At 69.5% G+C, this 22,675-nt stretch carries 26 protein-coding genes, 1 tRNA gene and 3 pseudogenes; 21 read left to right on the top strand and 9 right to left on the bottom strand.

The genetic code is table 11. The features are described 5' to 3' along the window. The first annotated feature begins 42 nt into the window (after positions 1-42). The 5 genes from ACUZ2Y_RS16390 to ACUZ2Y_RS16370 all read left to right on the top strand — a co-directional run bounded on the left by ACUZ2Y_RS16390 (position 43) and on the right by ACUZ2Y_RS16370 (position 4,316). The gene (locus tag ACUZ2Y_RS16390; RefSeq protein WP_476319683.1) at positions 43-555 is read left to right on the top strand and encodes a hypothetical protein; all 513 of its coding nucleotides are present in this window, start codon (positions 43-45) and stop codon (positions 553-555) included. Then, the gene (locus ACUZ2Y_RS16385) at positions 552-1,484 is read left to right on the top strand and encodes a DNA cytosine methyltransferase (RefSeq protein WP_476319680.1); all 933 of its coding nucleotides are present in this window, start codon (positions 552-554) and stop codon (positions 1,482-1,484) included. Before ACUZ2Y_RS16390 ends, ACUZ2Y_RS16385 begins: the two co-directional genes overlap by 4 nt. 89 nt (positions 1,485-1,573) lie before the next feature. Next, positions 1,574-2,728, top strand: coding sequence for a DUF3631 domain-containing protein (locus tag ACUZ2Y_RS16380; protein ID WP_476331873.1), 1,155 nt, complete (start codon positions 1,574-1,576; stop codon positions 2,726-2,728). 2 nt (positions 2,729-2,730) lie between these two features. Next, on the top strand, positions 2,731-2,916 hold the full coding sequence (locus tag ACUZ2Y_RS16375) for a helix-turn-helix transcriptional regulator (RefSeq protein WP_476319678.1): 186 nt from the start codon (positions 2,731-2,733) through the stop codon (positions 2,914-2,916). Next, positions 2,916-4,316, top strand: coding sequence for a tyrosine-type recombinase/integrase (locus tag ACUZ2Y_RS16370; protein ID WP_476319676.1), 1,401 nt, complete (start codon positions 2,916-2,918; stop codon positions 4,314-4,316). The genes ACUZ2Y_RS16375 and ACUZ2Y_RS16370 overlap by 1 nt, the downstream gene beginning before the upstream one ends. A 145-nt stretch (positions 4,317-4,461) precedes the next feature. Here ACUZ2Y_RS16370 and ACUZ2Y_RS16365 read toward each other — a convergent pair. Then, positions 4,462-4,537, bottom strand: a tRNA-Arg gene (locus ACUZ2Y_RS16365). Positions 4,538-4,630: 93 nt separating this feature from the next. On the opposite strand from ACUZ2Y_RS16365, the pseudogene ACUZ2Y_RS16360 reads away from it, so the two are divergent. The 3 genes and pseudogenes from ACUZ2Y_RS16360 (at position 4,631) to ACUZ2Y_RS16350 (ending at position 7,465) form a co-directional block, all read left to right on the top strand. Further along, positions 4,631-5,567 (top strand): annotated as a pseudogene (locus ACUZ2Y_RS16360) (ABC transporter ATP-binding protein). Then, positions 5,564-6,745, top strand: coding sequence for an ABC transporter permease (locus tag ACUZ2Y_RS16355; RefSeq protein WP_476319674.1), 1,182 nt, complete (start codon positions 5,564-5,566; stop codon positions 6,743-6,745). Before ACUZ2Y_RS16360 ends, ACUZ2Y_RS16355 begins: the two are co-directional and overlap by 4 nt. A 72-nt stretch (positions 6,746-6,817) precedes the next feature. Beyond that, positions 6,818-7,465: a response regulator gene (locus ACUZ2Y_RS16350; RefSeq protein WP_476319672.1), complete on the top strand. Its 648-nt coding sequence runs from the start codon at positions 6,818-6,820 to the stop codon at positions 7,463-7,465. On the opposite strand, the gene ACUZ2Y_RS16345 is transcribed toward ACUZ2Y_RS16350, so the two are convergent. The 5 genes from ACUZ2Y_RS16345 to rpmB form a co-directional block, all read right to left on the bottom strand. Beyond that, positions 7,462-8,952 (bottom strand): GGDEF domain-containing protein, encoded by a 1,491-nt coding sequence (locus tag ACUZ2Y_RS16345; protein WP_476319670.1) that lies wholly within the window; start codon positions 8,950-8,952, stop codon positions 7,462-7,464. The two genes, ACUZ2Y_RS16350 and ACUZ2Y_RS16345, sit on opposite strands and share 4 nt — an antisense overlap. 109 nt (positions 8,953-9,061) lie before the next feature. After that, positions 9,062-9,304, bottom strand: a complete 243-nt coding sequence (gene rpsR / locus ACUZ2Y_RS16340) for a 30S ribosomal protein S18 (protein ID WP_476319668.1) — start codon at positions 9,302-9,304, stop codon at positions 9,062-9,064. 5 nt (positions 9,305-9,309) lie between these two features. Then, positions 9,310-9,615 carry a 30S ribosomal protein S14 gene (rpsN, locus tag ACUZ2Y_RS16335; protein WP_476319665.1) on the bottom strand — a complete coding sequence of 102 codons (306 nt, stop codon included), beginning with the start codon at positions 9,613-9,615 and terminating at the stop codon, positions 9,310-9,312. Continuing rightward, the gene (gene rpmG / locus ACUZ2Y_RS16330; RefSeq protein WP_476319663.1) at positions 9,615-9,779 is read right to left on the bottom strand and encodes a 50S ribosomal protein L33; all 165 of its coding nucleotides are present in this window, start codon (positions 9,777-9,779) and stop codon (positions 9,615-9,617) included. Before rpmG ends, rpsN begins: the two co-directional genes overlap by 1 nt. Continuing rightward, complete coding sequence (gene rpmB, locus ACUZ2Y_RS16325; RefSeq protein ID WP_476319661.1) at positions 9,779-10,015, bottom strand: 50S ribosomal protein L28; 237 nt, start codon at positions 10,013-10,015, stop codon at positions 9,779-9,781. Before rpmB ends, rpmG begins: the two co-directional genes overlap by 1 nt. A gap of 95 nt (positions 10,016-10,110) precedes the next feature. Between rpmB and mrf the strand changes: the two genes are divergently transcribed. From mrf to ACUZ2Y_RS16300, 5 genes and pseudogenes are all read left to right on the top strand, one after another. Then, positions 10,111-11,346 carry a ribosome hibernation factor-recruiting GTPase MRF gene (mrf, locus tag ACUZ2Y_RS16320; RefSeq protein ID WP_476319659.1) on the top strand — a complete coding sequence of 412 codons (1,236 nt, stop codon included), beginning with the start codon at positions 10,111-10,113 and terminating at the stop codon, positions 11,344-11,346. Further along, the gene (locus ACUZ2Y_RS16315; RefSeq protein WP_476319656.1) at positions 11,343-11,606 is read left to right on the top strand and encodes a type B 50S ribosomal protein L31; all 264 of its coding nucleotides are present in this window, start codon (positions 11,343-11,345) and stop codon (positions 11,604-11,606) included. The genes mrf and ACUZ2Y_RS16315 overlap by 4 nt, the downstream gene beginning before the upstream one ends. Further along, on the top strand, positions 11,606-11,767 hold the full coding sequence (rpmF, locus tag ACUZ2Y_RS16310; RefSeq protein WP_476319654.1) for a 50S ribosomal protein L32: 162 nt from the start codon (positions 11,606-11,608) through the stop codon (positions 11,765-11,767). Before ACUZ2Y_RS16315 ends, rpmF begins: the two co-directional genes overlap by 1 nt. 38 nt (positions 11,768-11,805) lie before the next feature. Then, a pseudogene (locus tag ACUZ2Y_RS16305) lies at positions 11,806-13,445 on the top strand (helix-turn-helix transcriptional regulator). A 60-nt stretch (positions 13,446-13,505) separates the two neighbouring features. After that, positions 13,506-13,721, top strand: coding sequence for a hypothetical protein (locus ACUZ2Y_RS16300; RefSeq protein ID WP_476319652.1), 216 nt, complete (start codon positions 13,506-13,508; stop codon positions 13,719-13,721). Between the two features lie 377 nt (positions 13,722-14,098). On the opposite strand, the gene ACUZ2Y_RS16295 is transcribed toward ACUZ2Y_RS16300, so the two are convergent. Further along, positions 14,099-14,281 carry a recombinase family protein gene (locus ACUZ2Y_RS16295; protein ID WP_476331871.1) on the bottom strand — a complete coding sequence of 61 codons (183 nt, stop codon included), beginning with the start codon at positions 14,279-14,281 and terminating at the stop codon, positions 14,099-14,101. Positions 14,282-14,311: 30 nt separating this feature from the next. Further along, positions 14,312-14,584 (bottom strand): annotated as a pseudogene (locus ACUZ2Y_RS16290) (recombinase family protein); the annotation flags it as partial. Positions 14,585-14,663: 79 nt separating this feature from the next. On the opposite strand from ACUZ2Y_RS16290, the gene ACUZ2Y_RS16285 reads away from it, so the two are divergent. Beyond that, on the top strand, positions 14,664-15,521 hold the full coding sequence (locus ACUZ2Y_RS16285; RefSeq protein WP_476319649.1) for an alpha/beta fold hydrolase: 858 nt from the start codon (positions 14,664-14,666) through the stop codon (positions 15,519-15,521). Here the strand turns inward: ACUZ2Y_RS16285 and ACUZ2Y_RS16280 are convergent. Further along, entirely contained in the window at positions 15,518-16,165 is a 648-nt protein-coding gene (locus ACUZ2Y_RS16280; protein WP_476319643.1) for a histidine phosphatase family protein, read from the bottom strand. The two genes, ACUZ2Y_RS16285 and ACUZ2Y_RS16280, sit on opposite strands and share 4 nt — an antisense overlap. 64 nt (positions 16,166-16,229) lie before the next feature. Here ACUZ2Y_RS16280 and ACUZ2Y_RS16275 point away from each other — a divergent pair, with 64 nt between their 5' ends. From ACUZ2Y_RS16275 to ACUZ2Y_RS16245, 7 genes are all read left to right on the top strand, one after another. Beyond that, positions 16,230-16,553 (top strand): EthD family reductase, encoded by a 324-nt coding sequence (locus ACUZ2Y_RS16275; protein ID WP_476319640.1) that lies wholly within the window; start codon positions 16,230-16,232, stop codon positions 16,551-16,553. Positions 16,554-16,555: 2 nt separating this feature from the next. Further along, positions 16,556-17,395 carry a 3-hydroxyacyl-CoA dehydrogenase family protein gene (locus ACUZ2Y_RS16270; RefSeq protein ID WP_476331869.1) on the top strand — a complete coding sequence of 280 codons (840 nt, stop codon included), beginning with the start codon at positions 16,556-16,558 and terminating at the stop codon, positions 17,393-17,395. Continuing rightward, entirely contained in the window at positions 17,392-18,531 is a 1,140-nt protein-coding gene (locus ACUZ2Y_RS16265) for a GNAT family N-acetyltransferase (RefSeq protein WP_476319637.1), read from the top strand. The genes ACUZ2Y_RS16270 and ACUZ2Y_RS16265 overlap by 4 nt, the downstream gene beginning before the upstream one ends. 39 nt (positions 18,532-18,570) lie before the next feature. Then, positions 18,571-19,383 (top strand): MerR family transcriptional regulator, encoded by an 813-nt coding sequence (locus ACUZ2Y_RS16260; RefSeq protein WP_476319635.1) that lies wholly within the window; start codon positions 18,571-18,573, stop codon positions 19,381-19,383. A 327-nt stretch (positions 19,384-19,710) separates the two neighbouring features. Continuing rightward, positions 19,711-20,319, top strand: a complete 609-nt coding sequence (locus ACUZ2Y_RS16255; RefSeq protein WP_476319633.1) for a trimeric intracellular cation channel family protein — start codon at positions 19,711-19,713, stop codon at positions 20,317-20,319. Positions 20,320-20,542: 223 nt separating this feature from the next. Continuing rightward, positions 20,543-21,250, top strand: a complete 708-nt coding sequence (locus ACUZ2Y_RS16250; protein WP_091378887.1) for a response regulator transcription factor — start codon at positions 20,543-20,545, stop codon at positions 21,248-21,250. After that, complete coding sequence (locus tag ACUZ2Y_RS16245) at positions 21,250-22,662, top strand: sensor histidine kinase (RefSeq protein WP_476319629.1); 1,413 nt, start codon at positions 21,250-21,252, stop codon at positions 22,660-22,662. Before ACUZ2Y_RS16250 ends, ACUZ2Y_RS16245 begins: the two co-directional genes overlap by 1 nt. The last annotated feature ends 13 nt before the right edge of the window (positions 22,663-22,675 follow it).

Raw genomic sequence — 22,675 nt, 5'->3', positions numbered from 1 at the left:
CACGCCCACATGCTGCTACTCAGCGTTACTAAAGGACATTCGATGCGAAGCCCCACGATCGACCCGGAAACCATCGTCCTGGGCACCCTCATGCAGGCCACGCCCACCCAAGCCCGCCCCACGCTCACGCGCCTGGACTACCGGGACTTCACCAACCCGCCCGCCCGGCTCACCTTCGACCTCATGGCCGCGCTCGTCACCGGCGACGTGCCCAGCCTCGACCCGGCCACTCTGCTCGGATTCGCTGAACGGGTCGGCGCGTTCAACGACACCAACCACGCGAACCTGTTGACCCGCTGGGTGTTCAACGCCTTCACCATCGCCGTCCCCTTGGTGGCGCTGGACTTTCACATCACCCGGCTGATCGAGATCGGCTACCGCCGCCGCGTCGCCGAACTCGGGACCGCCCTGGTTCAGGCCGCCGCCCGGCCCGTTCTCGCCGACCTCGACACCTTCACAGCCCGCGTCACTGCCGAACTCGCCGCCCATCGCGCCCGCGTCGACGACCAGGCCCCGGCGCTGCGTGTCGCCCGCGACAGCGGGAGGGCGGCATGAACGGCGTGACGGTATCCACCGGTGGAAAGCGTCACCGCCCCCGGCTGCTGGACCTGTGCTGCAAGGCCGGTGGCGCGTCCGCCGGATACCACGCGGCAGGCTTCGACGTGGTCGGTGTCGACATCGAACCCCAACCGCACTACCCGTTCCCGTTCATCCAGGCCGACGCGCTCACCGTCGACCTGTCCGGGTTCGACGTCATCGCCGCATCCCCACCGTGCCAGGCGTTCAGCCAGGCCACACCGGAGGACCGCCGCGACGACCACCCCGACCTCGTGGCACCCATCCGGGCGCGGCTCGCCGACGCCGTGGCCTCACCGGGAGGGCCGTGGGCGTACGTGATCGAGAACGTGCCCGGTGCGCCACTGATCGACCCAGTCACGGTGTGCGGGGACACGCTGCGCCTCGGTGTGCGCCGTCACCGCCTGTTCGAGTCGAACGTGGCGCTGCACGGCACCCCGTGCCACCACGACCGGGCAGCCGCCGCCGTGCCCGTCTACGGCACCTACGGGCAACGCAGCGGACGCCACAACGACGACACGACCGCGACCACCGAGCAGGCCCGCGCGGCGATGGGCATCGACTGGATGCCCTGGCCCGCGCTGACCCAAGCCATTCCGCCCGCGTTCACGTTCTGGCTCGGTGCGCAGCTCATGGCCCAACGCCCCGACCGGGGTGACGTAAGCCCCGCGGACACCGGGGTGCTTGACCTGGGTTTTTACGGGGAGGAGGCCGCAGGGCTTCCGTCACCACGCGGCGAGACGGAACCCACCAGGGCGCTTCCGTCACCGATCACTCACCGCGCCTGTCACTGCGGTCGCTCGCTGAGACGACCCGACACCGGGCGCTGGCCACGCCACTGCTCCCACGCCTGCCGCCAAGCCGCCTACCGCGCCCGCCAGCACGCCACCGACCGGAGGTCAGCATGAGCACCACCCCCAGGCCCGACACCATCGGAGCCGAGCTGCACGGCGAGCCGCACGCCGCTGCGCAAGCCGACCAGATCGGTCGCGACCGCATGAACAACCCCCTCCGAGTCGTCGCCAACCGTGCGCCGACCGCGTTGGATGGCGCGGTCGTGCTTGACTCGGTGCGCGCCTATCTCGCGGAATTCAACGCGTTCCCCTCCGAGCACTGCGCGCCGATGCTCGCCCTTTGGTACGCCCACACCTGGGCTGTCGAACACTTCTACGTGACCCCGCGCCTGATCTTGTCCAGCGCAGAGCCGGGCAGCGGTAAGACTCGTGTCCTCGAAGTTGCTCAGTACCTTGTTCGCGCTCCGGAAATGACCATGGGGGGCACTGCACCCGCTCTGTTCCGCATGGTCGGTCAGGGCCCGATCACCATCCTCTACGACGAGGTCGACACCGTCTTCGGTAAGGCTGGTGGCAACGAAGAGATTCGCGGAATGCTCAACGGGGGATACAAGCGGACCGCGACCATCCCTCGCTGCAAGGGCGACGCGTCCAACATCACCGTGGAACGGCACCCGATCTACGCCCCTGCCGCCCTCGCTGGAATCGCGGGTGCCATGCCCGCCACCATCACCACCCGCGCTATCACCATCCATTTGCGACGCCGACGCACCGACGAGACCGTTCGCCCCTTCCGCGAAAGGTTGGTCGAGATGGAGGCCGCGCCAATACGGGGCGCACTCTCCGAGTGGATTACTGCCATCGGCGAGCAGCTTGGTATGGCCGAACCTGTCATGCCTCCCGACGTCGCCGATCGACCGGCCGAGATCTGGGAACCACTGCTGGCCATCGCCGACGCGGCCGGAGGTCACTGGCCCACGACCGCGCGCAATGCCTGCACCCACTTCGTACACCAGACGGCACGGCAGGACGTCTCGCCCGGTGTGCGGCTGCTAGCCGACTTGCGGACCCTGTTCGCCCGACACAACGCCGACCGCCTACCCACCAAGGCGCTACTTGCCGACCTCCTCCAGATCGAGGAATCACCTTGGGGTGACTTCGACGGACGACCGTTGGATGGCCGCCGTATGGCGAAGGAGCTTTCCCGATACCACATCCGACCTGTCCCGTTCAAAACCGCAGAGGGAACGGTCAAGGGCTACACGACTCACCCGACTCAGGGACAGGCCGGGCTTATCGACGCGTGGGAGCGCTACCTGCCGAACAAGGACACCAAGAGCGAATCGGGGGAGGGGTAACCATGGCTGCAAACAAGCGACTGACCGTGGAAGACATCTGCGAGGATCTCGGCGTCTCGCGGTCCACCTTCTATGAATGGCGTGCCAAAGGGAAAGCGCCCCGCATTATTCGGCTTCCCAACGGGAAACTCCGTGTCCGCTTCGCCGACTATGAAGCATGGCTTCAAAACCTTGAGGTGGCCGCCTGATGGACGCAACGACTTATGACGTCAAAATCTGGGCGATTCGCGCCTACCGTGGGGCCAACGGAACCACCTACACCGTTCGATGGAAGGTAGGTGACCAGGTTTGGCCTAAGACGTTCAGTCACAGGGCGCTAGCCGACTCATTTCGCTCGGACCTGGTCGCGGCGGCACGAAAAGGTGAAGCATTCCGGACCAGTGACGGGCTCCCGGTCTCGAAGGCCCGCGTTGAGAACGAGATGGCCTTCTATGACTTCGCATGTCAGTACGCCGACATGAAATGGAAGGGCGCGGCTGGTACGTCGCGGCGTAGCACTGCTGAGGCGCTGGTGACTGTCACGATGGCGATGTTGGGCGATGGTCGCGGGCGGCCTGACGACAAGGCCATTCGTTCCGCGTTGTATCGGTGGGCGTTCAATACGGTCCAGCGAAGCGAAGCGCCCGATACGGCCAAGAAAGTTCTAGCGTGGGTCGCGGCCAATACGCGGCCCGTTTCGACGCTAGCGGACAGACGAGTCCTCCGGGCGGTCATGGACGCTATCGCCAGCAAGTTGGACGGAAAGCATGCGGCCGCGACTGTTGTTAGCCGAAAGCGTGCAGTGCTTTACAACGCGCTTGAATATGCCGTCGATGAGCTGGGGCTGCTCGACGCCAACCCTTTGCCGGGGCTCAAGTGGACCGCGCCCAAGATCAGCCACGAGCTTGATAGTCGAATGGCGGTCAACCCGGTCCAAGCGCGAACTTTGCTCAATGCGATCAAGGAGACGCAACGTAGCGGACCTCGCTTGCATGCGTGCTATGCGGCGTCGTACTACTCGGCATTGCGCCCCGAGGAGGCTATCGACCTGCGAGAGGACAACATCATCTTCCGCCCCCTGGTGTGGAACAAAGAGACAAAGTCGTTCGCTGCGCCGAAAGACGACTGGGCGCAGTTTCGGCTCCGCACGGCTGCGCCACACGCTGGCAAGGCGTGGACCGACTCTGGCAAGGATCGGGATGATCGATCATTGAAGCATCGGGCGGAGGGGGAGGAACGGTTCGTCCCGATCCCGCCTGAGCTGACGGTGATCCTCCGGGCGCATCTGGACGAGTTCGGGACGGGTTCTGATGGGCGCTTGTTCGAGGGAGATCGAGGCGGTGACGTGCCAGTGATCACCTACAACCGCGTGTGGCACAAGGCGCGCGCCGCGACGTTCGTCCCTGAGCTGCTGGGCACGCCACTTGCCGCCACTCCATACACGCTGCGGCACGCGGCGGTGTCGACCTGGCTGACCGGGGGAGTGACCCCGGCTCAGGTTGCCCAGTGGGCAGGGCACTCGCTAGAGGTCCTGCTGAAGGTCTACGCGAAGTGCTTGCACGGCAGGGAAACAACCGCACGGCAGCAGATGGGCGAGTCGTACCGGTAGCGGCACCGGGCTTCACCACGTATTCGCCACGAACACCCGTAGACGGTGGGGTACAGCCGGACACGGCCGGACAGCACGCGCCAGGACAAGATCAAGCCCTGACCGGCTTTACGCTGGTCAGGGCTTGATTTCACCCGGCGAAAGGTGGTGCCCCCGGCAGGATTCGAACCTGCGACGCACGGTTTAGGAAACCGATGCTCTATCCCCTGAGCTACGAGGGCGTGCGCGAACACCATACCGGGTGGGGCCGCACGGGCCTCCGGGTCCTCCACTAGGGGTGAAACCGGATGCGCGCACCTAGCCTGGGCGACAGGATGGGGCGGGCCGAGGGGGTACCGGTGGGCGATGGGCGGTTGGAGATCGATCGGATCTCCAAGAGTTTCGGGGACGTCGTCGCGCTGCGGGAGTTGGCGTTTGACGTGCGGGCTGGGGAGTTGTTCGGGTTCGTGGGGAGCAACGGGGCCGGGAAGACGACCGCCATGCGGATCGCGCTTGGGGTTCTGGCCGCGGATTCCGGGGAGGTTCGGTGGGACGGTGCGCCCGTCACCTTGGAGACGCGGCGGCGGATCGGGTACATGCCGGAGGAGCGGGGGCTCTATCCGAAGATGAAGGTGGGCGAGCAGCTCGTCTACCTTGCCCGCCTCCATGGGCTTGCGCCCGCGGCTGCTGAGCGGGCCGTCGCCGACTGGACCGAGCGGCTGGGAGTAGCCGAGCGCGTCGGTGATGAGGTGCAGAAGTTGAGTCTGGGCAACCAGCAGCGGATGCAGCTTGCCGCCGCTGGTGCATGACCCGGGGATTCTTGTGTTGGACGAGCCGTTCTCCGGGTTGGACCCGGTGGCGGTGGACGTCATGAGCGGGGTGTTGCGCGACAAGGCGAAGGCCGGTGTGCCGGTCGTGTTCTCCAGCCACCAGCTCGACCTCGTCGAGCGGCTGTGCGACCGGGTCGGCATTGTCCGGAGTGGACAGATGGTCGTCTGCGACACCGTGGACGCGTTGCGCTCGACCGGGGCCATGTAGCTGGTGGTGGACGCTCCCGCCGCGCCCCCTGGGTGGGCGGACAACCTCAGCGGGGTGGCGGTGAAGGAGCACGTGGGGTCGCGGACGGTGCTCGAACTCGGCGACGGGGTCGACGATCAGGCAGTGCTGCGCGCGGCGTTGGCGACCGGTGCGGTGACGGAGTTCAGCAGGCGGCGGCCCTCGTTGGCCGAGCTGTTCCGCAACGTCGTGGCGGCGGACGGGGTGGCGGCGTGAAGGCGTGGTCGGTAGTCGGACTGGTGGCCGGTCGCGAGGTGCGGACCCGGTTGCGGTCCAAGGCGTTCATCATCACCACGGTCGCGACGCTCGTTCTCCTCGTGGGGTTCGCGCTCGTCATGAAGCTGGCCGGTGGGGGTTCGGACTCGACGGTGGGGCTGACCGGGGGGAGCACTTCCCTTTCCGCGCCGCTCAAAGCGACCGCTGAGAGCATCGGGCAGACCGTCGAGACCCGCGAGATCCACGACGAGTCCGCCGGACGCCGACAGGTCGACGAGGGGACGCTCGACGCGCTGCTCGTGGGGGACGGGTCGAACATCGTCGTCGTGGTGAAGAAGGACATCGACGAGAAGCTGCGCGGCACCCTGAACGTGTTGGCCGGGCAGTTGGCGCTCAACCAGCAGATCGTGGACCTCGGCGGCGATCCGGCCCAGGTCGCAGGCGCTGTCGCGGGCGCCAAGGCCGAGGTGCGGCCGCTGGAACCGCCGTTCGACTACAACGGCCAGCAGCTCGTCCTCGGCATGATCGCCGGTGTGCTGATCTACATGTCCCTGCTGGTCAACGGCCAGTCCGTCGCCCAGGGCGTGGTGGAGGAGAAGTCCAGTCGGGTCGTCGAGTTGCTGTTGGCGACGATCCAGCCGTGGCAGCTGATGGCGGGCAAGGTCCTCGGCATCGGCCTGGTGGGGCTGATCCAGATGCTGGTGATCGGCGGCGTCGGGGTGGTCGCCGGGCTCGGCCTGGGCGTGCTGACGATCTCCGTCGGCTCCGCTGTCGGGACCGTCGTGTGGCTGGTGGTGTGGTTCCTGCTGGGCTTCTTCGCCTACTCGCTCGTCTTCGCCGCGCTCGGTGCGCTGGTGTCGCGGCAGGAGGACGTGGGCGGGGTGATCACGCCGCCGCTGATGTTCGTCATCCTCGGCTACGTCCTCGGCATCTCGATCCTGCCCGGGGACCCCGGGAACAAGCTGGTGGAGACCCTGTCGATCGTGCCGCTGTTCGCCCCGACGCTGATGCCGATGCGGTTGGCCATGGGCGGGGTCCCGGTGTGGCAGGCCGCGCTGTCGGTCGCCCTGGTCGTCGCGCTGATCCCGGCGCTGGTCTGGCTATCCGGCCGCATCTACCGCAACGCGGTCATGCGCAGCGGCGGCAAGGTCAGGTTGCGGGACGCGCTCAAGACATGAAAGATATTCATGTCCGATCGATCGTCTCCGCAATACGCAGTAGAGTCTCACATTGCCGACTCGGGAGGCATTGTGATCAAGGTTTTGTTGGCCGATGACGAGGATCTCGTCCGGTCCGGCCTGCGTTCCATCCTGACCAGTGCGGGCGATATCGAGGTGGTCGCCGAGTGCGACGACGGCGCCCATGTCGCCGATCTCGTGCGGCTGCACCGGCCGCACGTCGTCCTGCTCGACATCCGCATGCGGACCACCGACGGAATCGTCGCGCTCACCCGGGTAATGGAACTGGCCGACCCGCCCGCGGTGGCCATGCTCACCACGTTCGACATCGACGAGTACGTGCAGAAGGCGCTCCGGCTGGGCGCCAATGGTTTCCTGCTCAAGGACACCGAGCCGACGCAGCTCGTCAACGCCGTGCGCGACCTCGCCCGCGGCGGCGCCGTGCTCGACCCGAACGTCGCCGCCCGGGTCATCGCCGCGATGGCCGACGGGCAGCGGGCCGCCGAGCCCGCGCGCAAGCTGCTGTCGTCGCTGTCGGGCCGCGAACTCGAGGTTGTCGCGCTGATCGGCCAGGGCATGTCGAACGCCGAGATCGGCAACACACTGCACCTGTCCGAGGCCACGGTGAAGGGATACGTCTCCTCCGTGCTCGGCAAGATCGGCGCGGCGAACCGGGTGCAGGCCGCGCTTGTGGCTTACCGGGGCGGCTTGATCGGCTAGTCGCGGGTGTGGACCTCGACCCGGTTGCGGCCGCGCCGCTTCGCCCGGTAGAGCGCCACGTCGGCGTTGGCGAACAGCTTCTCCAGGGTGTCCGCGCCGTAGGCGACACCGATGCTCACCGTCGGCCGCTGCGTGGTGCCGAGCACCGCGGTCCAGTCGTGTAGGTCGACCGAGAGGCGGATCCGTTCGGCGACCGCGATGCCCACCGACGACTTCCGGCCGGTCGAGTGGTCGAAGGCCGCCTCGGTGAGCAGCACGACGAACTCGTCGCCCGCCCACCGCGCCACCACGTCGCCGACGCGGCACTCGGCGCGCAGCAGCTGGGCGATCTCGCGCAGCGCCGCGTCGCCCGCCGCGTGCCCGGCGGCGTCGTTGACCCCCTTGAACCAGTCGACGTCGATCAGCACCAGCCACGGCACCCGCCCGTTCGCCCCGGCCCGTTCGAGCACCTCGGGCGCGGTGCGTTCCAGGCCGAACCGGTTGCTCAGCCCGGTCAGCGGGTCGCTCTCCGCGGCCTCCTGCGCGGCCATCGCCTGGTGTCGCGCGCGCACCGCCAGCCTGCGCTGCTCCAGTGCCTGACCCAGGCCCTCCTGCACGGTCTCCAAGGCGGTCTGTCGGGCGGAGATGTTGCGCCGCAACGCTTCCGCCTCACCGGCTGGGTCGCCGTCGGCCCGGCAGATGTCGGCGAGATCCTGCGAATACCGCTGCACCAACGAGACATCGTTGATCCACTCGGCGTCGTCGACGGCGATGCGGGCGTGGTGGGCGGCGTCGGTGAGCTTGCCCTGCTTGCGGCGGACCGTGGAGATGACCCAGTGCCCCACCGAGTTCACCCACCGGCTGCCGACCGGCTCGGCCAGCCGCAACGCGGAGTCGGCCGTGCGCTCGGCGCGCTCCAGGTCGCCGATGCCCGCCAGGGACGCGCCGTACGCCGAGAGCAGCGCGAGGTGGACCCGCCCTTCGCTGACGAGGGTCAAACCCTCCTCGAACAACGGGATCGCCTCGCGGAACACCGCTTCCGCCGCACTCGGCGGCAGCTCGCAGGCGCGGAAGTTCAGCGTTCCCGCCAGCCCTTGCAGGCAGTGCGCCAGGACCTCGACGTCGTCACCGCTGCGGGCGACGTCCACGGCGATCCGGCTCATCTCCAGCGACGCCCGTCGGTGCCCGATGCCTTCGAGCAGGTAGCCGAGCCTGCCGAGCGTGTCGGCGGCCGAGGACCCGGTCGGGTTCTCGGTGTCGATCTCGCTCCAGCCCTCCGCGGCCAGCTCCAGCGCCAGCGGGATGCGGCGCAGCCGCCACGCCGCGACCGCCCGCCGGGTCAGCAGGGCGGCCCTGGTCCAGGGGTCGAGCCCAGGGGGCACCTTGGCGACGATCTGGTCGAACAGGGAGTTGGCCTCGTCGACGCGGCCCGCGTCCAGCAGTAGTCGCACTTCGCGGTCGGCGTTCAGCGCCTCGGTCGCGTCCGCATCGACGTCGTCCTGCCCCACACGGTCCCCGGATGTCCTCACCGAACGGCCGCCCGAGCGACGCGATCGTGGTCTGCGACACAGTAGGGGGCAGGCTACAAGGCCGCTCGGGCATGACCCGTTCGGAGTATCAGGACTTGCTGGGACCCGGGTAGGGCAGCAGCGCCATCTCGCGCGCGTTCTTGATCGCGGTCGCGACTTGCTTCTGCTGTCGCGGCGTCAATCCGCTCACCCGCCGGGACCTGATCTTGCCCCGGTCGGAGATGAACTTGCGCAGCAGCATCACATCTTTCCAATCCACTGTAGACACGCCGGCGGTCTTCAGCGGATTGGGCTTCTTCTTGCCGGGCAACCGGCGTTCTGGCTTGGCCATGGCTCCTACCAACTCGACTTGTTGACACCGGGAAGCTCGCCGCGGTGGGCCATCTCGCGCATCCGCACGCGGGACAGGCCGAACGCGCGGAGGAACCCGCGGGGCCTGCCGTCGACGGCGTCGCGGTTGCGCACGCGGGTCGGGCTGGCGTCCCGCGGCAGCTTCTGCAGCGCGATCCGGGCGGCTTCACGCTCGGCGTCGGTCGACTTCGGCGAGCGGAACGCCTCCTTGAGCTCGGCGCGGCGCTCGGCGTTGCGGGCGACGACCTGCTTGCGCTGCTCGTTCTTGGCGATCTTCGACTTCTTGGCCATCAGCGGTCCTCTTTGAACTCGACGTGGCGGCGGACCACGGGGTCGAACTTCATCAGCACCATGCGGTCCGGGTCGTTGCGCCGGTTCTTGCGGGTGACGTAGGTGAACCCGGTCCCGGCGGTGGAGCGGAGCTTGATGATCGGGCGAATCTCGTTGCGGGCCATCAGATCCGCTGTCCTTCCTTGCGCAGGCGGGCCACCACGGCCGCCACGCCCTGCTTGTCGATGGTCTTGATGCCCTTGGCCGACACCCGCAGGCGCACCCACCGGTTCTCCGACGGCAGCCAGAAGCGGCGCTGCTGGACGTTCGGGTCCCAGCGGCGCGAGGTCCGCCGGTGGGAGTGCGACACCTGCTTGCCGAACCCCGGCTTACGGCCGGTGACCTGGCAGTGAGCGGACAAGACGCCTCCTTGAAATGGGATCCGTTTTCATTATGACGCTCGCCAGGGTAGCGTCGGCGGCGTCAAGATGGAAATCGTTGTCGATAGGAGTCCACGTGTCGAACGACCGGCGCACCCGCCTGGTCCTCGTCTCCGGCCTGCACCGGGAGTCGACGGCGATGCTGTCGGCCCGCTTCATGACCGGTCTGCCCGGCACCGCCGTCGTGCACCACGACCTGCGCCGGATCGCCGAGGGGACCGTGCGCAGGCGCCTGCGGTTCGGCCGGGCCGACACCACGACCACGCTCGAACTCGCCCACGGCTGCGTGTCCTGCACCCTGCGCGAAGACCTGCTCCCGCTACTGCGCGCGCTGACCGTCGACCCGCGGATCGAGCGCGTCGTGCTGCACCTCGATCCGATGGTGGAGCCGGAACCGGTGTGCTGGGCGCTGGAGAACGTCCTCGTCGGCGACCAGACGATCGGTGACCTCGTCGACATCGAGGCGGTGGTCGGGGTCATCGACCCGCGCTCGTGGCTCGGCGACTGCTCCGGCGATGTGCCGCTGGCCGACTGCGGCATCGGCGCCCTCGACGACGACCGCACGCTCGCCCAAGTCGCCGTCGGCCAGGTCGAGTTCGCCGACGCCATCGTCACCGCGGGAACCCCCGGAGAGCCGTGGAACGCGGCCCGGGTCGGCGCGGTGCTCGACCGGCTCGCCCCCATGGCACCCCGGTTCGACCTCGGCCAGGTCGACCCGGCCGAGTTGCTCGCGGCGATCCCGGACAACGCCCGGCGCGGCGCGGCCGACGGCGCCCACGGACCGCTGCTGCGCGGGCAGCCGCCGCTGGAGTCGGACTGCGGCGTGAGCGTCACCGTCTTCCGCGACCCGCGACCCTTCCACCCGGAGCGGCTGCACGAGGCGATCGACGTCCTGCTCGACGGCGTCGTCCGCGCCCGCGGCCGGATGTGGGTGGCGAGCCAGCCCGACGTCGCGCTGTGGCTGGAGTCGGCGGGCGGCGGTCTGCGGGTCGGCCACGCGGGCGCCTGGCTCGCGACCGTCGACGACGAGGCCTGGGCCAGGGCGGACCCGGAACGCCAGGCGAAGGCCGCCCTGGAGTGGCACCCCCGCTTCGGCGACCGGCTCCAGGAGATCGTCGTGATCGCCCACCAGGCCGATCCGCACGACATCACCGCCGCGTTGACCAAGGCGCTGCTCACCGACGCCGAACTCGCCGACGAAGGCGCCTGGCCGGGCTACGCCGACCCGTTCGGCGAGTGGCACGAGGACCCGTGCGAGGACAGCGAGGCCGTCGATCTCGGCGTGCCGACCACCCGAAAGGAAGAATCATGAAACCGGGGATCCACCCGGAATACCACCCCGTGGTGTTCCAGGACCAGTCGACGGGCAAGGCGTTCCTGACCCGCTCGACGGCCACCTCCGCGAACACGGTGCGGTGGGAGGACGGCAACACCTATCCGCTGATCGTGGTGGACGTGACGTCGGACTCGCACCCATTCTGGACCGGCAACCAGCGGGTCATGGACACCGCGGGCCGCGTGGAGAAGTTCAACCGCCGCTACGGGAAGCGAGTTCGGGGAGTGGAGAGCTGATGGCCGTCCCCAAACGGAAGATGTCGCGGTCGAACACCCGCTCGCGCCGCTCGCAGTGGAAGGCCGCGGTCCCGGATCTGGTGCCCGTGACCGCCTTGGACGGCCGCAAGCTGATGGTCCCGCGCAAACTGGTCAAGGCCTACCAGCGCGGTCTGCTTTAGCCCGTGACGGCGGGGTGTCGCTGTGACACGATTCCCGTATGGCCGGGGCCGATTCGGCACCCTCACCGGCCGCGCTGGTCGCGGCGGGTGAGTCGGCCCTGTCCCAGGGCGCCTGGGATCGCGCTCGAGCCGGTTTCGAGGCCGCTCTCGCGGAGGAGACCTCACCCGAGGGACTCGATGGTCTGGCTCGCGCGCTGTGGTGGCTGGACCGCCCGGCGGAAGCTATCGACGCGCGTGTGCGCGCGTACGCGCTGTTCCGCCGTGCGGGGGATGTGGTTCGCGCGGTCCGCATAGCGTTGTGGCTGGTCCACGAGTACTCGGCCGTGCACGGGAACGAACCCGCCGCGGAGGGCTGGCTCGCCCGGGCCGAGCACCTGCTGACCGGCCAGGTCGACGTCGCCGAGCGTGGGTATCTGGACTTGGCCAAGGCCGAGCGCTGTCTGGATCCCGCGGTGGCGGCCGACCACGCCGAGACCGCGCTGGAGCTGGCTCGCGTGCTGGGCGATTCGGATCTCGAGCTCGCCGCGCTGTCCCGAATTGGGCTGGCCAAGATCACGCTGGGCGAGGTGGACGAGGGTCTGCGGCACCTCGACCAGGCCATGGCCGCGGCGAGCGGAGAGGAAGCCGCGACCTTCGAGGCGGTGGCGCGGACCTGCTGCAGCCTGGTCCTCGCCTGCGATATCGCGGGTGACGACGACCGCGTCCGCCAGTGGGGCCAGGTCATGGAGGGTTACGTCCACCGCCACAACGAACTGCCGCTGCTGAACTTCTGCCCGACGTGCGCGGCGGACCTGCTCAGTCCGGCCGAGTCCGAGGCCGAGCTGGTGCACGCCCTCGCCGAGCTGGCCGACACCGGTCAGCGATCCCGATGCGTCGATCCCGCGGTTCGGCTCTCCCGACTGCGGCTCGCGCAGGGGCGAATCGAGGAGGCCGAGGAAGCGCTCGTCGGATACGGCGGGTCGCCGACGGCGGTACGTGCCGACGCCGCGATCCGACTCGCGCGCGGTGAGCCGGCGGCCGCTGTCGCGCTGCTCGACCGGCAGCTGTCGCTGATCAGCCGATCGGGACTGCTCGCGGTTCCGTTGCTCGCCCAACTCGTCGAGGCCCAGCTCGCCGACGGCGACACCGAAAGCGCCCGGACCACGGCCGCGGAGTTGCTGCGCCTCGCCCAGTCGGGGTCGGACCGCGTCACCGCCATCGCCACCGTGGCCGCCGGTCGCGTGGCACTGGCCACAGCCGCGCCGGAGTCGATCGACCTGCTGGAACGTGGCGCGGAGCTGTTCGCCCGGTTGCGCATGCCGTACGAGGAGGCGCGTGCCCGGCTCGACCTGGCCGCCGCGCTGCGCGGCCGCGGCGGGGTACTCGCGGTCGTGCAAGCCCGGGCGGCACTCAAGGGGTTCGAGCGGCTCGGGGCGCGCCACGAAGCCGACCGGGCCGCGGCCCTGCTGCGGGACCTTGGCGTGCGGGGACGCACCGGCCCGAAGGACATCGGCCTGCTGACCGAGCGGGAGCAGGAGGTGCTGCGACTTCTCGCGCGCGGGCTCACCAACCGGGAGATCGGCGCCCGGCTTTCCTCAGCGCCAAGACAATCGAGCACCACGTCGGCGCCGTGCTGCGCAAACTCGGGGTCAAGACCCGAACCGAAGCGGCCGCCGCGCTGTCCAGGGTCGTCGAATAGACCTAGCGGACCAGGGCGCTAGCGAACCACCCAAAATCCCGCTCGCCCGGAGGCCTCACCGTGGACACCCTCGGTCTGCTCGCCCTGACCGCCGCCGCTGTTTACGTGGCGGCGTGCGCCCTCTGGCCGTTCCGCCCCTGCCCACGCTGCCACGGCAGCGGCAAGCGCCGCTCCCCGTCCGGGCGCGCGTGGCGTGACTGCCGCCGCTGCACCGGAACCGGCCGCCGTATCCGCCTCGGCAGGCGGCTGTGGGACGCGCGTGGCGGTCGCCGGTAACGATCGGCCGCCGCGAGATGATGAGCCGAGCAAAGCTGGCTCACTGAGGGAGCGCCGCAATGGATGCTGGGAATGCATAGTCCGTCGCGCCGACGGAACGCAGCTCACGCTGCCAGTTGCCCACCTTTGGCGTCCGGGTAAGCGACGCCCGATCCCCTCAACCACCTCGCGACTCATCTGACCATGAGTCGGCCGAGAGCATGAACAGTGTGCGAACCGTACGGGGTGGCCTGCCTGGTCTCGGTGGACGTTAGTCGCGACAGGCGCGGCCCTCGTCGGCGCTGAGACGTGATCCTACTTCGGTTGCCTAGTGGTCCATGAGACCTCGAAGGTCCCCCAAATTAGTGGTGCTCCTGTGCCGCATCGCAGTTCGGAGGCTAGATCATTACGGCCGCCGCGTCCTGCCCAGCTAGCACCGCTTGAACGGAACTGATTGACCAGCTCGCTTTGCCCCGCGCAGTAGGGACACCGTCTGCGGTAAGCGCTTCTGCGATGCCTCGAAGTCCGACGCCTGCGTGCCGCTCTCGCACGATGCGCTCAACGACGTGGATGGGCAACACCGAGGGGCGCCCGAGCCGGACGCCTGCGGCCCGCTTGGCGGCGAGGCCATCACGGGTGCGCTGACTGATCAGCCTACGTTCGTACTGCGCGGCCGAGGCCAGCATGTTGGACACCAACTCGCCGGACGCGGTGCTGGTGTCAACACCCGTGTCCAACATGATCAGCCGCCACCCGTTTACCCGTGAGCGGTCGAGCAGGCTGGCGAAGTCGGCAACCGACCGTGAAACGCGATCCAGCTTGCTCGCGACGAACACCGCGGCATCGCCCCGGTCGAGCCGGTTCAGCGCCTCGGTGAGAGCGGGCCGCTCTAGGGGATTTCCCCGATCCTTACCCGTCGCCGTCGGCGCAGCCTCCTTTCATCCACATCCGAAGGAGGCAGTCATGACGACATCCACGTCCATCCCCGTCGGCGACATTCAGATTGCGTGCACGGTGGTCGGAGACGGCACCCCGCTGATCGTGATTCACGGCGCGGTGGGTCTCGGAGCGACGTATATGCGTTCCCTGGACGGCTGGGCCGACGAGTTCCAGTTGGTCTACTACGACCAGCGCGGCAGCGGCGCGACCCCGTTGGGCGACCCGGCGCGGGTGTCCTTCGCCGGGGCCATCGAGGACCTGGACGGACTCCGCGCCGCCCTCGGCGTCGACCGGGTCAACCTGGTCGGCCACTCCGCGGGCGCGATCCTCGCCGCGCTCTACGCGGGGACGCGTCCCGAGTCGACCGCTTCAGTCGTGCTGCTCAACCCCGGTCCGCCGCTCATGCCCGAGCTGTTCCAGGCGTTCCAGCAGGAGATGGGTTCGCGCCGGACACCCGAGGACAACGCGGCCAGGAAGGCCATCGAGGAGTCGCCGCTGTTCGCGGCGGGCGACCCGGCGACCCTGGAGCGCCACCAGCTCAACACCTTCGCCCCGTTCTTCCGCGACCGCGCCACCATCGACACGGTGACCCTCGGATTCACCGAGATCACCGCGGCCAACGTGGGAGCCGCGCCCAGTCGCATGATGGGCTCGGTCGGCGCGCTCGACCCCATGGGCACGTTCGGCCGGATCCAGTGCCCGACGCTGGTGGTCCATTCCGAGCTTGACCCGCTGCCCGTCGAATGGGCCCACGCGCTCGTCGCCGCCATTCCCGGGGCGGACTACGTGCTGGTCGAAGGCGCGAACCACTTCGCCCACGTCGAGGACGCCGCCCAGCTGGCCAACGCCGTGCTGCCCTGGCTGACCAAGCACGCCGTCTAGAGCTGCGTGGTTTTGTCGGGGGAGTTGCGCCACTGGTCGAACGGCCGGTCCAGGGACCACGTGCCGCGGTCATAGGTCAGGATCCGGTGCGCGCAGTGCTCGGGGTTGGACAGCGACTCGAACAGGTCGATGGTCCAGGAGAACATCCGCCTGCACAGCAGCCGCATCGTGAGGCCGTGGGTGACGACGAGGGCGGTGTCGGGGTGGGTGGGGTCCGCCTCGACCCGCTGCTCGAGTTCGTTGAGGAAGCTGGCGACCCGGTCGTCGACGTCGGCGCCGGACTCGCCGTGGGCCAGCCGGTAGAAGAAGTGGCCGAACTCGTGCCGCTTCTGCTTCTGGATCTCCTGCTCGACCGGGTCCTGCAGGTTGCCCCAGTCCTGCTCGCGCAGCCGCGGCTCGGGCACCATCCGTTCCACGATCGGACCGAGACCGAGTAGTTCAAACGTCCGGGTCGTGCGCGTGTACGGGCTCACGTAGGCGGCGACCGGGCCGTCGGTAAGCAGCGCACGCAGCCGCCCGCCCTCCGCCCGCGCCTGCTCCTCGCCGCGCTGGGTCAGGGGTAGGGCGTGGTCGGGAATTCGGCAGTAGGCGAGCTCGTCGATGTTGCCGAGACTCTCGGCGTGCCGCAGCAGGATGATCCGCACGTGCCTATGGTGCCTGGAACGGACCTAATACAGTGCGGATGCCTACTCGACGTGGAGTGTCACTGTGATCAAGTACATCGCCCTGTACAAGCGCCCGGCCGATGCCGAGGACTTCGATGAGAAGTACTTCAGCTCGCACTTCCCGCTCATCGACCGGACCCCTGGCCTGCTGCGTCAGGAGGTCGCGCATGTCACGCGCACCTTCGTGCCGGGGTTCCTGGGCGAGTCCGAGCCCTACCTGATCGCGGAGCTGTACTTCGAGTCCGAGGCCGCGATGATGGCCGCGTTCAAGTCACCCGAATGGCAGGCGGCGGGTTCCAATCTGACCGAGATGGGCGGCATGGACCTGGTCGCGATGTTCGCGGCCGAGATCAAGGAGACCCAGTGAGCATGATTCCGGCGACCGTCGCGGTGATCGGCGGCGGCACGATGGGCGCGGGCATCGCGCACGTCTTCCTTGCCGCGGGCAGCCGGGTGGTGTTGGCCGAGGCCGACGCCGACCGGGCCGCCGCGGGGGCGAAGGCCGTCGAGGCGTCGCTGCGCAAGGCCGAGGAGCGCGGCAAACTCACCACGACCGCGGACGAGCTGCTGAGCGGCCTGTCCACTGTGGACAACCTGGGTGACCTTCCGGCGGACACCGCGCTCGCCGTGGAGGCGGTGCCGGAGAAGCTCGACCTCAAGCGGTCCGTGCTCGGCCAGATCGCCGACACCTGCCCGGACGCCGTGCTCGCGTCCAACACCTCGTCGCTGTCGATCACCGAGCTGGCCGCGGGGCTGCCCGGCGAGCGGGTCATCGGCATGCACTTCTTCAACCCCGTACCGGTCCAGACGCTGGTCGAGCTCGTGCACCACGCCGGGCTGTCGACCGAGGTCATCGCGCGGGTGCGCGGCTGGGCAGAGGCCCTGGGCAAGTCCGTGATCGAGGTCCGGGACTCGCCCGGCTTCGCCACCTCGCGCCTCGGCGTGGGCGTCGGGCTGGAGGCGATCCGGATGGTCGAGGAGGGCGTGGCCTCGCCGGAGGACATCGACACCGGCATGCGGCTGGGCTACGGCTGGCCGATGGGCCCGCTGCGGCTGACCGACCTCGTCGGCCTCGACGTCCGGCTGTCCATCGCCGAGCACCTCGCCCGCGAACTGGGCGACCGGTTCACCCCGCCACAGCTGCTGCGCGACAAGGTCGCCCGTGGCGAACTCGGCCGCAAGTCGGGCCAGGGCTTCTTCACGTGGTGACGATCCGGCCGTACGCGCCGGAGCACGCCGACGCCGTGCACCGGATGCGGAAGCTGGCGTTCGGCTCCCCGCGCGACGACGCCTGGGCCGCGGAGTCCGCGGCCTGGCGCGGGTTCGTCGCCGACGTCGACGGCGAGACCTGCGCGACGCTGCGGATCTGGGCCTACCGCCAGTTCTTCGGCGGCCGCGCGGTGCAGGCAGGCGGCATCGCCACCGTCGCCGTCGACCCGCACGCCCGCGGCCGGGGCGTGGCGGGCGCGCTGCTCGACGCCGCACTCGCCGGGATGCGGGAGGCCGGGCAGCCGCTGTCGATCCTGTTCGCCGCCACGCCGCCGCTCTACCGCGGCCGCGGCTGGGAACAGGTCGGGTCGGCCGAGCGGGTCCAGGTCCCGATCTCCGTCCTGGCCGCGCTGCCGCCCGGTCGCGCTCCGGTCCGCCGCGCGGCCGAGGCCGACCTCCCGGCGCTGCACCGGCTCTATCTCGACGTCGCGTCCACAGTGGACGGAATGCTGGACCGGTCGGAACCCGCTTTCCAGGTCTCCCGGATCTTCGAACTCGACATCGTCGACATCGTCCCCGGCGACGACGGCCTGCGCGGCTACGTCGCCGCGAGTCGCCCGAGCGCCAACGACCTGACGGTCTGGGACCTCGTCGCCCGTGACGCCGAGGCCGCCCTGACCCTGCTCGGCAGGCTGTCGAGCTGGGCGGGGATGGTCGAGGAGGTGTCGCTGCGCCTGGTCGACCCGGTGGTCCACGACCTGCTGCTCGGCATGCCGCGCCACCTGCCCCGGTTCGTCGAGCCGTTCATGCTGCGCGTGGTCGACCTCGCCGCCGCGGTCGAGGCCCGCGGCTGGCCGGACTACCTGCCGGACTTCGCCGTCGACCTGGAGATCACCGACGAGCACGCGCCCTGGAACGCGGGCAGGCACCGCCTGGTCCACGAGTCCGGCGTCATGCGGCTCGAACCCGGCGGCACCGGAACGGTCCGCCTGCACGCCAGAGCTCTGGGGCCATGGTTCGCGGGCACGGCGACCACGGACACCCTGCGCCGCGCCGGTGTGCTGGAAGGCGACGCGCCGATGCTCGACGCGGCGAACACCGCGCCGCGCCAACTCCGGATCGCCGATACCTTCTGAGTTTGACTTTGCCCTTGGGGCAAGGGAGACGGTGGGGACATGCACGAAGACCGCATGATGATCGGCGATTTCGCCCGACGCTCGCGGCTGTCCCCCAAGGCGCTGCGGCTCTACGACTCGCTGGGGCTGCTCAGCCCGAGCGATGTCGACCAGTTCTCCGGCTACCGCTTCTACCGGCCCGACCAGCTCGACCGCGCCCGCGGCATCGCGATGATGCGCGGCATCGGGATGTCGCTGGCCCGGATCGGGGAGGTGCTCGACCTCGACCCGGCCGACGTCGCCGTCGAGGTCGAGGCGGAGTGGCGGCGGACGGACGCCGAACACGAAGGCAGGCGCGGTCTTGTGCGGTTCTTGCTCACCACACTGACCGGAGGTACCACCGACATGTACGACGTCAAGATCCGCGAAGTCCCCGCGCAGCGGGTGCTCGCCGTCTCCCTCAACACCCTCGCCGACGCGCTGCCCGGCCACATCGGGGCCTCGATGGACCGGCTGTTCAAGCATCTCGCCGCCACCGGGGCGAGGGTGTCCGGGGCGCCGCTGGTGATCTACCACGGCGACGTCTCGACCGACTCCGACGGACCGATCGAGGTGGCCGTGCCGTTCGACGGGACCGTCCAGCCCACGGGTGGCCTCGTCGTGCGCGAGGAGCAGGCGCACGACGAGGCCTACGTGACCATCACCAAGGGCGAGGTCGTCTACCCGAACATCCTCGGGGCGTACACGGCCGTCGAGCAGTGGCTGGAAGGCCAGTCCCGCGAACCGTCCGGCTCACCGCGCGAGGTCTACTTCGCCGACTGGGACACCATCGGCGACACCGATCCCGCCGCGGATATCGCGTTTCCCTGCTGAGCGACGCGCCCGGGCCGCACGGGGTGAGCGTGTCGCCCGGGCCGGACATCATCGAAGTGATCATCGAGTCGGCTCGGCCGCAGCCGCTCACCGGCGGGGTCGTGAACCCGCCGGTGAGCGTGCCGCTCGCTTTCCGCGCACTGCTCACCCTTCAGCGGAAAGCCGGCGAACGTCATTGTTCGGCGAAATGTATTGGCGCTGTGACGTGCCTGACAACGGACGGTTTCGGCCTGGCGTTGTTTGATTTCCGGCGCACCGAATTCAATTCCGGAACTGTCACCGACGTGTTGCGCCATTCGCCCGCACGGGCGCGTAACCTGCACCTTCGTGGTGATCGTCGTATTGGAACTGGTCGGGCTCGCGGTGTTCTCCGCCTCGGGTGCGCTGGCCGCCGTGCGGGCACGGCTCGACCTGTTCGGCGTCGTCGTCCTGGGCCTCACCACCGCGCTCGGCGGCGGCATCATCCGGGACGTGCTCCTCGGCATCACCCCGCCGACGACCCTGCGCGACTGGCCTTATCTGGCCGTGCCCATCGCCACCGCGCTCGGTGTCTTCGCCTTCCATCCGCAGGTCGCCCGGCTGCGCAAGGCGGTGCTGCTCCTCGACGCGGTCGGCCTCGGCCTGTTCACCGTCTCGGGCACCGCGACCGCGCTCGCCGTCGGTGTCCCGGCGTACACGGCGTGCCTGATCGGGATGACCTCCGGCATCGGCGGCGGCGCCATGCGCGACCTGTTGCTCCGCGAGATCCCGCTGGTCCTGCGCCGGGAGATCTACGCCGTCGCCGCGCTCGCGGGCGCCGTGGTCGTCGTCGCGGGCGCCCGGCTCGGCCTGCCCTCGGTGCTGGTCACCGCGGTCGGCGCCATGCTCGTGGTGGTCATCCGGCTCGTCGCCCTGTGGCGGCGCTGGAACGTCCCAGTCGCGCATGGACTCACGTAGAGCGCGTCTGAGAACTGGCGCACGCGATAGCCGCGCCGAGGCTGGCCCCTGGCGGCACGGCCGGATGCGCCCACAGACAACTCCGGTATGAGGCCGATCCGTCCGCACCGCCAGGAACCACCTCGATCACGACTCTCGCGCACGCCAGTTCTCAGACGCGCTCTCACGACACGCCCAGGCGAGCTCTCAGGCGCATCTCAGCAGCGCAGGGAACACTGACCACATGCGCATCCTCGTAGTCGACGACGATCGGGCCGTGCGCGAGTCACTACGGCGGTCGCTGCAGTTCAACGGCTACCAGGTGGACCTCGCCAGCGACGGCAGGCAGGCCCTCGAGACAGTGCTCGGCACCGACGGCACGGGCACCCGCCCCGACGCCATGGTCCTGGACGTCATGATGCCCAGGCTCGACGGCCTGGAGGTCTGCAGGCGCCTGCGCGGCGTCGGCGACGACCTGCCGATCCTCGTGCTCACCGCCCGCGACCTGGTGTCCGACCGGGTGGCCGGGCTCGACGCGGGCGCCGACGACTACCTGCCCAAGCCGTTCGCGCTGGAGGAGCTGCTGGCCCGGCTGCGCGCCCTGCTGCGGCGGGCCACGCCCGAGCAGCCCGGCACGCCGGAAGCCGCGCCGCTGCGCTTCGCCGACCTCGAGATGGACCCGATGACCAGGGAGGTGCGCCGGGGCGAGCGGCCGATCAGCCTCACCCGCACCGAGTTCGCCCTGCTGGAGCTGCTGCTGTCGCACCCCAAGCAGGTCCTCACCCGGGGCCGCATCCTCGAAGAGGTCTGGGGCTACGACTTCCCGACCTCCGGCAACGCGCTGGAGGTCTACGTCGGCTACCTGCGCCGCAAGACCGAGGCCGACGGCGAGTCCCGGCTGATCCACACGGTCCGCGGGATCGGCTACGTGCTGCGGGAGACACCTCCCTGATGACCTTCGCCCCCGTGGGCGACGCGCCGACCGGGGAGATCCGTCAGCGCGTCTCGCTGCGCACCCGCATCGCCCTGCTCGCCGCCATGTGCGTCGGCGGCGCGGTCGCCTTGGTGTCCCTCGGCGCCTACATCACCGTCTACCGCGGCCTCTACCAGCAGATCGACGAGAACCTGACGGAGCGCGCGCAAGCGCTGGTCAACAACACCCAGGAGGTCGACGCCGGGAAGACCGAGATTCCGAGCTTCTTCCTGGAGCTGACCGACATCAAGTTCGACGTGATCGACGCGTCCGGCAGGTCCGCGTTCAACCGTCCGGTTGTACGCCCCCCGATCGGGCCCGACGAGCTTCTCGTGGCCGCGGGCGAGAAGCAGACGTCCTTTCGGACCGACGAGGCGACCGACACCCGGGTCCTGGCCATGAAGTACCCGTTCTTCGCCAGGGGCGCCGCACTCGTCCTCGCGCAGCCGCTGGAGTCCACCAAGAGCACCCTCGCCAAGCTCTCCGTCGTGCTGATCGTGATCGGCGGCTCCGGGATCATCGTCGCCGCCATCGCGGGCACGGCCGTCGCCCGCGGCAGCCTCCGACCCGTCCAGCGGCTGACCGCCGCGGCCGAAAGAGTCACTCACACGGGTGATCTACGGCCGATTCCGGTCGCGGGCGACGACGAGCTGTCCCGGCTCACCCACAGCTTCAACACCATGCTCGGCGCCGTCGCCGAGTCCCAGGAACGTCAGCGAAGACTTGTCGCGGACGCGGGCCACGAGCTGCGCACCCCGCTGACCTCGCTGCGCACCAACCTCGAACTCATGCTCGCGTCCGAGCAGCCGGGCGCGCCCTCGCTGTCGCTGCGCGACCGCCGAGACATCCACGACGACCTGCGCGCCCAGCTCGACGAGCTGACCCAGCTCATCGGCGACCTGGTCGAACTGGCCCGCGAGGACGCCGCACCGGCCGTGCAGGAACACGTCGAACTGGCCGAGGTCGTCGAGCAGGCGCTCGACCGGGCCCGCAGGCGCGCGGGCGGCGAGATCCACTTCGACGTCCGGCTGCAGCCGTGGCACCTGGTCGGCCACGCCGCGTCGCTGGAGCGTGCGGTGCTGAACCTGCTGGACAACGCGGTGAAGTTCAGCCCGCCAGGGGAGACCGTCCGGGTCGAGCTGCAGCCCATGGGCGATGGCTTCGCCTTCCTCCAGGTCGCCGACGCCGGGCCCGGCATCAGCGACGCCGACCTGCCGCACGTGTTCGACCGCTTCTACCGTTCGGAGGAGGCGCGGACCCTTCCCGGCTCCGGTTTGGGCCTCGCGATCGTGAAACAGGCCGCCGAACGGCACGGCGGATCGGTGTACGCCAGCCGCTCGGCCGACGGCGGCGCGCTGATGGCGATGCGCCTTCCGGGTAGCCCGGGGTGAGCCCTAACAAATT

It is taken from the genome of Actinokineospora sp. UV203, assembly GCF_056323665.1.
This window is presented reverse-complemented; position numbering and strand designations above follow the sequence as displayed.